We start from the raw sequence: 11,007 nt of genomic DNA, 5'->3' as shown, positions 1-11,007 counted from the left end.
TAGTAGCCGACAGCTACTAAAATAATATCTTTCTTGAACTGTTTCCCTTTAAAATATCGCATTTGTGATTCTCCTGGCTTCTTTTTTCTAGAGTGTATCCTCATTTAGAAAACTTTGCAACAGAACCAAAATACCTCATATATCATTCTCCTGCTCACACTTTTTCTACAGGTTATCTCAGTTTAGAAATCTTTGCAACAGAACCTTTTGAACGAAACATAATTAAAAGGAGTTTATATTAGATTACTTATTTAATTTTTTGAACCTAACACTTTAAAGTCATAAGCATGAATTGATTTTCCTCCCCGCACAGAGTTAATAATTTCTTCCATACCTATAACTTCACTTTCTTTAATCTTCTTCCCATTTTTTAAAGAGTAAATTTCTATATAATATTTACTTTTTCGATTTTTATCATACCGTAAGACATGTAATTGATTGTCCTTGAAGAAAGTTTGCTCATTGTATCTAACACCATCTGTTACATGATAGTCAATCTTAAACTTAGTATTTACTGTATTTGTCTGTGTATTAAACATAATAACGTTACCTAATCCATTTATAAAATATAATTCATTGTTATGTAGATATGCGGAATTGTTTTTTGTAAAAGGTATTGAAGCTGTAGTATCCTCTTCGGAAGACAACAAAATTAATTCTTGTTTTAATGTCGTTTTATTGATACGTAACAAATAAACTTTTCCTTTAATCGTATTATCATTTTCAACTAAAACCGTATAATAAAAATTTTCATCACTTAAAATAGAAGAATAACTAGAATATGACATATTTTTATCTAAACTAATTTCTGTAACACCTTCAAGCTTCATCTTTAAATCATTAAATGTTACCTTTTTTAGACTATATTCTTTTTTGTCTATATCTTGAGTTATGACCAAAATAGTTTCTTCATCCACTCCAGAGCTCATAAGATAATATGGGATATTTCCTTTATGAATACCTTTTTTATTACCATATACAACATTTGAATCATATCCTCCGGTATCAGGATTACTACCAGAATTATAGATGTTTACAAACAAGTCGATGTTTTTTAAATATGCTCTGTAATCTCCTGTATGTTGGTATTTCATCTTAAACTCTTTAAAGTTCTCTCCTACAATTTTAAGCTTATCCTTACTTTCTAATAAAAGTTCTTTTTTATTTTCTGATACTCCTATACCACCAAGCTCTAAACCATTCATTTTATAACCACTTGCTTCTCCATTCTTATTAATAAACACTGCATAACTAATACCTTTACCATCCATGTCTTGATCAGCTGTAGAAGAAAGATATACCACAGCTTGTTTATCCTTCAAAAAATCTTTTTTTTGAATATCTTCCTCAGATATCAAATCCACATTTGAGTTACTGAAAAAGAAAAAATAGACTAATATTGTAATCACAATTACACCTAAAATAACAAATAGTAGTTTTTTCATTATGATATATTCCTTTCTTACAAGAAGAAGTGCAACAAATGGATTCGTTGCACTTCTTTCTATTAGATATTTCGAACTACTGATGTCTGTTTCGCATCACGAACATCTCGTGGATATACGCCAGCGCCACCATCTTTGTCTAAATCTAAACCACCATTAAGCTGGTAAGCTGACCAGATAAGTTTTGAACAATTTTTAGCTCCATAATGACCAGTAGTTCTATTCGTGGCGAAATTATAAGAATATCCGTCTTTACCTACACGATTTTTCGCCCACCATGCAGCTTCATTTTTGTTTTGCCAAGTAGTATTTACAGATTTGACAACAGCGTCGCCTTTATCGACTTTACGAGCTGTTGTACTAAGTGTACGTACTCCATCACCTGGAACTGATTCTACAATTGTATTTGAATTATAGTACATACCAACATGTCCATGATTCAAATATGCAGTATATGAACCAGTATAAAAGAAATCGCCCATATTGCTATTACCTACAGATACTGTACCACCACTACCGCCTAACGTGTTTATTTTTTTATTTGCTTCTTTTTTACCTTGAGCTTCATCTGCTTTGAGTTCTTTATAAATTTGTTTAGTAATTGCCTCTTTCGTATTTCCTGTATTCTTTGCCATTTCATTAATACTTGATATTAATTCCGATGTACTCAAATCCGGTTGCATTTTCTTAATTTCATTCAAATAAGGTAAATCATCACTTTCTGCAAAAGTAGCAGTAGGTACAACTACAGCTGAAGTCATTAAACCCATTGTTAATACTAATGCATGTAATTTTTTCATATTACATCCCCCTTTTTGAAACTATTAATAAAAATACATATTTTACTAATAATTCATTTATTCGGAACATTACCCTCATCATATCTTACAAATAATGTATGTGTAAATGTGTTTTTCGGAAGAAAATTATTTCTCAAGACAACCTTTGGCAATGTATATAGAACAATCAGCAGTGAATATTTTTTGTCGGCTTGGCTGTATTGGGAGTATCGTGGAAAGAAATATTGCTCAGAATATTGTGCACACCTTGATGAAAATTAAAGGGGCTATGATTATGTTATCTAAAAAAGAAGTAATCTCTTTTCGCTCATTCATGGATCGGTCGTATAAAAGAAAAAAAGGAGTACAGCTATACAGTCAAAAAGGCACAATACATATCTCTTCCTAAATGGTAAAAATTATCAAAAGAAGGAAAAGATATGTACGATTACAAATTCGTGAAATGGTTCTGTTGCGAAGTTTTGTTAAGGTTAAGTGGTGCCAACAAAAAGTTGTACATTTTATGCGATTGTTAGTAGCTCCTGTAATTCATTGTATGTCGAAAAATCGAAGTCTGAGCCAAGACTTCGGTTTCGTTTTGACAATTACCTTGGTAAAGAATATTCGATTCTGATTGTCTAATATGCACTTTCAAACTTTGTCTATTTAAATAAACTTTGCTACTGTCCCCTAATTCATAAAGTTTGATGATACAATATAAAAGGAAAGTTTAGTCAATTCAGAAAATCGGAGAGGGGAAACAACGATGTCACTTTTACAGCAACATTTCGAAGAAAGACGTGGGTATATTTTCAATCGCCTAAAACAACCACAATATGTTGACCGAAGTATAGAGAAAATTCGGCAGGCTCAAAAAGAAATCAAACATACAGTACGAGCAATTAAGGATTTGTTTCTTCTCGATAGAACAACAAATCCTTGTTTACCGGACATCGCCCAGGTGTCGCTTCAACGTATCCTAGTATCAGAAGCATTTGAAAATATAAAAACCCTTGTTCCTTCCTCTATTCGAAAGTTAAGTGATGAAGAACGAGCAAAAGTATTAGATGAAACACTAAGTGTCGTCAACCAAGTCACGAATTTAGAACGAACAGTCTTTGTTATGATGTTTAATTCAAAAGAACAAATCCTCATGGATTTTTACAAAAAAAAGTGTAGATCGCAGACAGAGCTTCATTTTGATATTGCAGATAAAGACGGTTTTGATCAAGCGTTTTATCAAAAACGTATTGATGAGTTAAAAAATAATATTCGAGTGGCAGATTTTAGAAAGTTATGCGAAAATGAGCTCGATCCAAAGGACTTAGAATCATTCCAAAAGCGATATGAAGCAATTATATTACCAAAAGTACAAGAAATTGTTTCTCTCATTGAACCAAGTCTTATTAACTTAGATGTATTTTTAAATCCAGTTATTGAGTATGGTGTAGATCAAATTACATTAGATGACATGATAAAAAAATTAAGCAATAACCTTGTGTTACTTCACAAATTATCAAAAACCGAATATTGTCCAACCGTTGAAATGACGGTAAAAGAATATGCTTTTTTAGAAGCCATGAACGATTCTAAAAAAATAAAGGAGTTGCAACCATCTAAATGATTAATATTCAAGAGGATTTGTATCAGCAAGCAATAGAGACAAAAAAAGAAGTTATGATCATCTTAATGAACGGTTTCAGAGTACCTGGTAAGATTCTTGCAGTAGATAAATTCACGGTATTGATTTTAAATAACGGGAACCAACAATTGATCTATAAACAAGCTATTTCAACGGTTGTTCTTTAAAAAGACTCTTGGAGAGTTGATGAAACATATATTAAAGTAAAAGGGAAATGGATGTACCTGTATCGTGCCGTGGATTCAGAAGGGAATACCATTGATTTTTATCTAAGTAAATCAAGAGATAAACAAGCAGCCAAGTGCTTTTTCAAGAAAGCCTTGGCTTTTTCGTACGTTTCTAAACCTCGCGTGATAACAGTAGATAAGAACCTTGCCTATCCTGTAGCAATTCAAGCGTTAAAAGAAGAAAAACATATGCCCGAAGGCATAAAGCTAAGACAAGTTAGATATCTCAATAATATAGTAGAACAAGATCATCGCTTTATAAAGAAACGAATCCGTTCTATGTTAGGGTTCAAGTCTTTTAGCACAGCTACATCCATTCTTGCAGGAGTAGAAGCTATGCATATGATTAAAAAAGAACAGATTGATTTACAGGATCAGTCTGTTCAGAACCAGAAAGAATTCATCCATCAATTATTCGGACTAACAGCATAAAATACAATTCCACTAGAAATATATGCGCTATATTCTCTTTTATTTTATCTTTGCACCAGAACCCGATAGGGTTTATTTGGTATGCGTATTATTAAGAGTATGCTTCTATTTTAGGAATGCTTGACCCCTCAAAATGAAAGTACACTTTGTTTCCATTCTTAAGTTGATGGGCATGTATGGGGACCCCTATATATTGAAAATGTGAAAAATGTACCATCTAAAGTTAAAATACAAGTTTATGCAATAATTTACGAATAAATAAATTATACATACCCAAGAAATTACATTTTCTCAATACCTATTTGTTTCTATTAGTTATATATTTTAGTTAGATTACAGTAGTAATCTAACTAAAATATATTAAGCAAAGGGGAATGTAATATGGAAACAAAAGCACAACAATTAGTAGCAACGGTATTATCTCAACCAAAACCTTTAGATGGACAAAAAAACCGCTCAAGTGGGAACTTTAGTACTGAGAGCCTTCCTTCAGGTACACAATATTTAAAGTGGGAAATTGAGGGTGGAGGAAATCCAGATTTTGTTAGCTTTAATGTTATGAAAGATGTATCTGCTGGTACAGATCCCGTTGTTTTTCACGATGTATTAAGTGGTAATAGAACAAGTGTAGTATCAGCAAGATCATTGTATATTGCGAATCCTAAAAATGCATCTGAACCATTTACTGTAAGTGTATACGCCATTTTCTAATGCAGAAGGAAAGGGACTTCTTATCAGTCCTTTTCCTTTTTATTTATCACGAGTTAGTTATTTTCAACTGAAAAATAACTGATAGACATAAACATCCTTTGACCCATTTTTGCACGTTCTCGACAAAATCTCTAATTCCTTTTAATAGCAAATAATTAAATTTATACAACACTCTATCCAGTGTCAGATTGGTATATGTTGTATTATTCCCCCTTTTTGGGGGATGGGCAAAAACACCCAATATATATCATATGTACTCTATTTTTAGAAAGAAGGCGATAACATGAAAATAAATTTCATGTGGATAAGTTTACTGATATCTTCCCTACTTATCACAGGGTGTAATAACATAGCTTCAAATGACAAAAAAGAAAAGACAACTGCAACACATGAAGTAAATTACAAAGATCAAAAAAATTGGGAGTTTGAATCAGGCGATACACAATCACCAATCGCTATTGACACAACTAAGACACAGGAAATGAAAGACAATGGAGCAATCGAACTTAACTATAATAATGCTGTACTTGATGAAGTGGATAATGGCCACAGTATCCAAGTAGATGTTACTGGAACAGCAAAAATCAATGGTCGTTACTTTGATTTAACACAATTTCATTTTCATGCACCTAGTGAGCATAAACTTGATAGTAAGCATTATCCAATTGAAGCTCATTTTGTAAATAAAGCACAAGACGGTCGTTTAGCTGTTATTGGTGTGTTCTTTAAAGAAGGTTCAGAAAACCAAGGGTTCAAAAAAGTGATTGATAGTATTAAAAAAGGTGATAAGAACACTTCTGTTGGTAAAATCAATATTGCTGCTATGCTTCCTACCAACAAAAGTTATTATCACTACCTTGGTTCATTGACTACTCCCCCACTTTCAGAAAATGTTGAATGGTATGTCATGAAAAACCCGGTAGAAGTTTCAAAAGTACAAATAGAAGCTTTCCAAAGCTATTACAATAATAATAATCGTGACATTCAACCATTAAACGAACGTCTAATATTAAAACACGAAGAATAAATAAAATTGCCCCCCTACTAAACCCAATTAAATTAAGAGAAGGTATTAAATAAGGAAAAATCTATTTGAAGATTTTTCCTTATTTATTTTATTCCAAAAGGTGTACCTTTTGATACCGCAAACAGATTAGTAATAAATTTCTCAATATGGATATTACCAATATTCGTATTTATAATATTAAAAATTAACATTTAATGTAATATAATGAAAAAGTGATGGTTATCACCCTATTTGTTTCTCCTTATGCCATAGATAAGATCGAGTTCCTGGTCTTATCTATTTTTTTATATGGGGTAGTGACAGGGTTGCTGTCATAGACCGCAACCTAATTACTTAAATTTAATTAAGGAGTGTTTTTTATGTTACGTAGTACAGAGAAAGGTTCTGGTGCAAAAATAAAAGAGAATAAAGCACATATATTCCTAACGGAATCGTATCTTATGCTGCAAGTCCAAACAATTGATGAATGAATTCTTTCTGAGTTTGGACAGACTGATTCCGTAAATCAATCTGTTCTTTTGTAATCATATGCATGGCTTCTACTCCAGAAAGAATGGATGTAGCTGTGTAAAAAGATTTGAGCCCTAGCATAGAACGGATACGCTTCTTTATAAAACGATGATCTTGTTCTACTATGTTATTCAAGTACTTTTGTTGCCTAAGTTGCATACCATCAGGTATGCTTTTTTCTTTTTTCAACTGTTCCATTGCTATAGGATAAGCTGGATTCTTATCGACTGTTATAACACGAGGCTTTGAAACATGAAAAGACCGCAAAGCTTTCTTGAAAAAGTGCTTTGCAGCCTTCCGATCTCTTGTTTTGCTTAGGCAAAAATCGATTGTGTTTCCTTTCGAATCAACAGCACGATACAGGTACATCCATTACCCTTTTACTTTAATATATGTTTCATCAACTCTCCAAGAGTTATTTGTTTGTTTGAGGTAACGCCGAATCCGTTTGTCCAATTCAGGACCATACTGATGAACCCAACGCATAATCGATGTATGAGAAATAGATAAACCCCGTTCCTCTATCATTTCCACCAAATCACGAAAACTGAGATTGTACCGTTAATAAGATAATATCAGGCTGATAATGTTTCCATTTGAATAAATTTTGGTTTTCCATACTGATCATGCTCCTTTTTTAGAGTAGTAGTAGTATCAGTATATCTAAGTTTACTAGATTTCTTGCACCAGAATCGTTTACTTTGTATCTTGGATAATTGTTTGTAAAATAGATTCCCATATGTTAGGATCGTCAGGTAAGAAATGTCCTGCATCTTTCATATAATGTGTTGTTATATGAGGGTTCACTAAGGCTAATTTTTTTATTTCTTCTATTGAAGATAAAGTGTCGGCTGTACCATGCCAAATATGGATAGGGATAGAAATATCTTGAAAATTAAAGCCCCAATATTTTGCTAAGAGAGCAGGTTCTGCTACTGCTTCATCTACACTATTTCTTAATGCCTCTTTCATATGGATCATAGTTAACTTAATATCTTCATCTGTTTGAAGAAATTGTTGATCCCATTTGCATAAATGGGCATTCCCCTTTTTCATCCCCTGTATATATTTTTCAGGTTTTTTTTCCATTTGCTTTTTTTGAGTACGATATACCCATTTTAATAGCAAAGGTAATCGTTTGGAGAGAAAGAAAGCAATCCGATTTTCACGGCACATACTAGCTGGCGGCTTCTCATTCTCAAACGGAGTTGTACTAGAAACCATCTGTACAGATTGTAAACGTTCAGAGATTTTATAAGCACAAGCAGCTGCATAAGCACCTCCTCCTGAAACACCTATAATAGAAAAAGTTTGGAGCTTTAGTTGATCTGCTAATTCATTTACATCTTCTGCCCAATCCAGAACAGTTCGATTCCGTTTTGGATCAGAGAGTCCGTAGCCAGGTCTGTCTATTGAAAGAAGTCGTATCCCTAATCGTTTGGCTACCATATCATCTGTTAATGACCAAATTCTTGAACCAGGTGTACCGTGGAATAGCATGACTGGTAATCCATTTGTTTTACCATATTCAATGTAGGCTAACTTACGCCCATCTTGTAAAGTTATGATGTGATCTTTCATATTATCCACTCCTATAACAAATTACAAACCGACCGTTCAGTCTAATTTTATAACGAGAGTAGTTCCTTTGTAAATACTGGAATTTTCATTTTGTAACATAGCCCCTTTTGACTTCATTGTATCCTAAAACAATACCTTTTTAGTACAATTTAGATAAAAAGAGAATAGTAAGGATGGTATTTTTATATGAATCTCTCGATTCAAGATGAACTACAACCATTTGGGGAAGAACTTGCAAGAGAAATCGGTTTTATAAAGTGAAAACGTAAGTTTTCTGGATCAGACTTAGCTACTATTTGGATTAGTCAACGGGTGGCAAGTGATCCCCTAGTTCGATTATGTAGTAGACTTCATGCAACTACGGGTACTTTACTCAGCCCTGAGGGCTTAAATAAACGTTTAAATGTGAAAGCAGTTTTGTTTTTAAAACATATTTTTTCTTTGCTATTACAACAAAAAGGGTTCTGTTGCAAAGATTTCTAAACTAAGATAACCTGTAGAAAAAGTGTGAGCAGGAGAATGATATATGGGGTATTTTAAGGGAAAACAGTTTAAAAAGGATATTATTTTGGTAGCCGTCGGCTACTATTTTCGTTTTTCTTTAAGCTATCGCGATGTATCTGAAATCTTGAAAGAGCGTGGTATTTCGGTTCACCCAACAACCATCATGCGCTGGGTTCATGAATATGGAAATCTTATCTATCAAATTTGGAAGAAGAAAAATAAAAACGTTCCATTATCTTGAAAACTAGATGAAACCTATATAAAAGTCAAAGGAAAATGGTGTTATTTATATCATGCAATTGATAAAGACGGGCACACATTGGATATTCAACTTCGTAAAAAACGGGATCATCAGGCTGCCTATGCTTTTATGAAAAGATTAGTCAAAACGTTTGAAGAACCAGCGGTTCTCACTACAGACAAAGCACCAGCATTACTTTGCGCATTTAACAAATTAAGAGAACAAGGCTTTTATATACATACAACTCATTGTACAATCAAGCATTTGAACAATCTCATTGAACAGGACCATAGGCATGTGAAGCAACGTTTTTCCAAATCCGCAGGATTTCAAAATCTTCGCCACGCTTCCCGTACCTTGAAAGGCATCGAAACCATTCATGCTTTATATAAATGAAACCGAAGTCTTGGCTCAGACTTCGGTTTTTCGACATACAATGAATTACAGGAGCTACTAACAATCGCATAAAATGTACAACTTTTTGTTGGCACCACTTAACCTTAACAAAACTTTGCAACAGAACCAGAGAATAGTAACGTGCTTTTAACTGCAAGAATAGCCTAAATCCTTAAGTTGATGGATGTGGGGTATCGCCACATATCCATCAACTTAAGAAAACAAGTCACCCCAAAAACGATAAATAAGCTTTTTCGTTACAAGAAAGCCCAAATATTTCGTTCTGGGGTGTAATAAAACCCTAGATTGATAGCGATGTGGCCGTGTCTCTTTAAAAAAATGGTTAAAATTCCCTTGACGCTTAAAAATAGAGTGCTATAATAAATAAAAACATATGAACATATGAACAATTATTCATATGTTGTAAAAAGTAGATACTGAGGGGAACTATTTGTTAGATTTTATTATAGTTAGTGCTGGTCAAGCTGGTTTGAGCATGGGATATTACTTGCAAAAAGAAAGCTATAATTTTGTAATCCTTGATGGAGGGAAACGAATTGGGGACTCGTGGAGAAATAGATATGAACCCTTGGTTCTATTCACACATAGATTACATAGTTCACTGCCAGGAATGAAATTTCTTACAAGCTAGAACACATGTAGAAAACGAAATGGATGTCTTTGTCTTTTTCGTACTTTTTTATAACTATTAAGAGGTGTAAAAGGATGAAAAATCATACGAATAAACTTAAGTATAAAGGTATTTCTATAATTTATGATTACTTAATGAGTAACAAATTATTTATAAAGGCAAGGGGGCGAGCTTTCTCCCTTCTTCCCCTTAAGTCAAAACAAGATATTTTATTTGTTGGTGTCGGAACTGGAGAGGACTTTCGTTTTATTCCTTCAGATGTCCATATTACAGGAATTGATCTTTCACAAGATATGTTAAACAAAGCAAAAACTAAAATACAGGAAAATCAGGCTACACTTCTACAAATGAATGCAGAGCAACTACAGTTTCCAGATGAATCTTTTGATGTAGTATCTCTAAATCTCATTTTAAGTGTTGTTGAACATCCAAAGCAGGCTTTAGCTGAAGCTCTTCGAGTAACTAAACAAACAGGATTCTTATTAGTTTTTGATAAATTTTTACCTGAAGAATCGTCTTCCAGTATAAGTAGAAACATAATCAACACCATTACTTCCTTGCTTGGCACAGATATTAATCGGAAGTTCAGTGATATATGCAAGGATTTGCCAATAAAGATTGTATATGAGGAACCTTCTATATTTAAAGGAAACTATAAAATTATTCTTTTACAATGGGCAGTATGATGCTGAATTTAAACATAGCGTATACTGTGTCAGGATGTACTATATAGAATTTGAACTACTCACCACTTAACGTCCTTACGGACTGTTTGAAGTGGGAGATTCCTAAGTACAGAGTTCTATCGAACTCTAATGGATTAGGCTATCCCCGTAGTTCCTACGGTTAAGAGACGAATT

At 33.2% G+C, this 11,007-nt stretch carries 8 protein-coding genes and 6 pseudogenes; 9 read left to right on the top strand and 5 right to left on the bottom strand.

The window, feature by feature from the left end:
* Positions 1-251: 251 nt before the first annotated feature.
* The 3 genes and pseudogenes from AC1M36_RS27940 to AC1M36_RS27930 form a co-directional block, all read right to left on the bottom strand.
* Positions 252-1,445 (bottom strand): hypothetical protein, encoded by a 1,194-nt coding sequence (locus AC1M36_RS27940; protein ID WP_479846488.1) that lies wholly within the window; start codon positions 1,443-1,445, stop codon positions 252-254.
* A gap of 62 nt (positions 1,446-1,507) precedes the next feature.
* Positions 1,508-2,245, bottom strand: coding sequence for a hypothetical protein (locus AC1M36_RS27935; protein WP_336454449.1), 738 nt, complete (start codon positions 2,243-2,245; stop codon positions 1,508-1,510).
* 500 nt (positions 2,246-2,745) lie between these two features.
* Positions 2,746-2,829 (bottom strand): annotated as a pseudogene (locus tag AC1M36_RS27930) (IS6 family transposase); the annotation flags it as partial.
* Positions 2,830-2,990: 161 nt separating this feature from the next.
* Between AC1M36_RS27930 and AC1M36_RS27925 the strand changes: the two are divergent.
* From AC1M36_RS27925 to AC1M36_RS27905, 5 genes and pseudogenes are all read left to right on the top strand, one after another.
* Entirely contained in the window at positions 2,991-3,848 is an 858-nt protein-coding gene (locus tag AC1M36_RS27925; protein ID WP_336454450.1) for a hypothetical protein, read from the top strand.
* Positions 3,845-4,033, top strand: a complete 189-nt coding sequence (gene hfq, locus AC1M36_RS27920; protein ID WP_241819274.1) for an RNA chaperone Hfq — start codon at positions 3,845-3,847, stop codon at positions 4,031-4,033. Before AC1M36_RS27925 ends, hfq begins: the two co-directional genes overlap by 4 nt.
* A 3-nt stretch (positions 4,034-4,036) precedes the next feature.
* Positions 4,037-4,525, top strand: a pseudogene (locus AC1M36_RS27915) (IS6 family transposase); the annotation flags it as partial.
* A 381-nt stretch (positions 4,526-4,906) separates the two neighbouring features.
* A complete protein-coding gene (locus AC1M36_RS27910) occupies positions 4,907-5,236 on the top strand; it encodes a DeoR family transcriptional regulator (RefSeq protein WP_336454451.1) in 330 nt (109 codons plus the stop codon).
* 283 nt (positions 5,237-5,519) lie between these two features.
* Positions 5,520-6,263 (top strand): carbonic anhydrase, encoded by a 744-nt coding sequence (locus AC1M36_RS27905; RefSeq protein WP_336454452.1) that lies wholly within the window; start codon positions 5,520-5,522, stop codon positions 6,261-6,263.
* Between the two features lie 438 nt (positions 6,264-6,701).
* On the opposite strand, the pseudogene AC1M36_RS27900 reads toward AC1M36_RS27905, so the two are convergent.
* Positions 6,702-7,392 (bottom strand): annotated as a pseudogene (locus AC1M36_RS27900) (IS6 family transposase).
* 77 nt (positions 7,393-7,469) lie between these two features.
* Positions 7,470-8,354, bottom strand: coding sequence for an alpha/beta fold hydrolase (locus AC1M36_RS27895; protein WP_336454453.1), 885 nt, complete (start codon positions 8,352-8,354; stop codon positions 7,470-7,472).
* 186 nt (positions 8,355-8,540) lie between these two features.
* Between AC1M36_RS27895 and AC1M36_RS27890 the strand changes: the two are divergent.
* The 4 genes and pseudogenes from AC1M36_RS27890 to AC1M36_RS27875 all read left to right on the top strand — a co-directional run.
* Positions 8,541-8,813 (top strand): annotated as a pseudogene (locus AC1M36_RS27890) (IS4 family transposase); the annotation flags it as partial.
* A gap of 67 nt (positions 8,814-8,880) precedes the next feature.
* A pseudogene (locus AC1M36_RS27885) lies at positions 8,881-9,567 on the top strand (IS6 family transposase).
* Between the two features lie 379 nt (positions 9,568-9,946).
* Positions 9,947-10,138: pseudogene (locus AC1M36_RS27880) on the top strand (NAD(P)/FAD-dependent oxidoreductase); the annotation flags it as partial.
* An 83-nt stretch (positions 10,139-10,221) separates the two neighbouring features.
* On the top strand, positions 10,222-10,833 hold the full coding sequence (locus AC1M36_RS27875) for a class I SAM-dependent methyltransferase (RefSeq protein ID WP_336454454.1): 612 nt from the start codon (positions 10,222-10,224) through the stop codon (positions 10,831-10,833).
* Positions 10,834-11,007 lie beyond the last annotated feature (174 nt).

This window comes from Bacillus sp. Medicinal_06 (assembly GCF_056711665.1).
The sequence above is the reverse complement of the archived record's forward strand: the minus strand, read 5'-3'. Positions and strand labels throughout refer to the sequence as shown.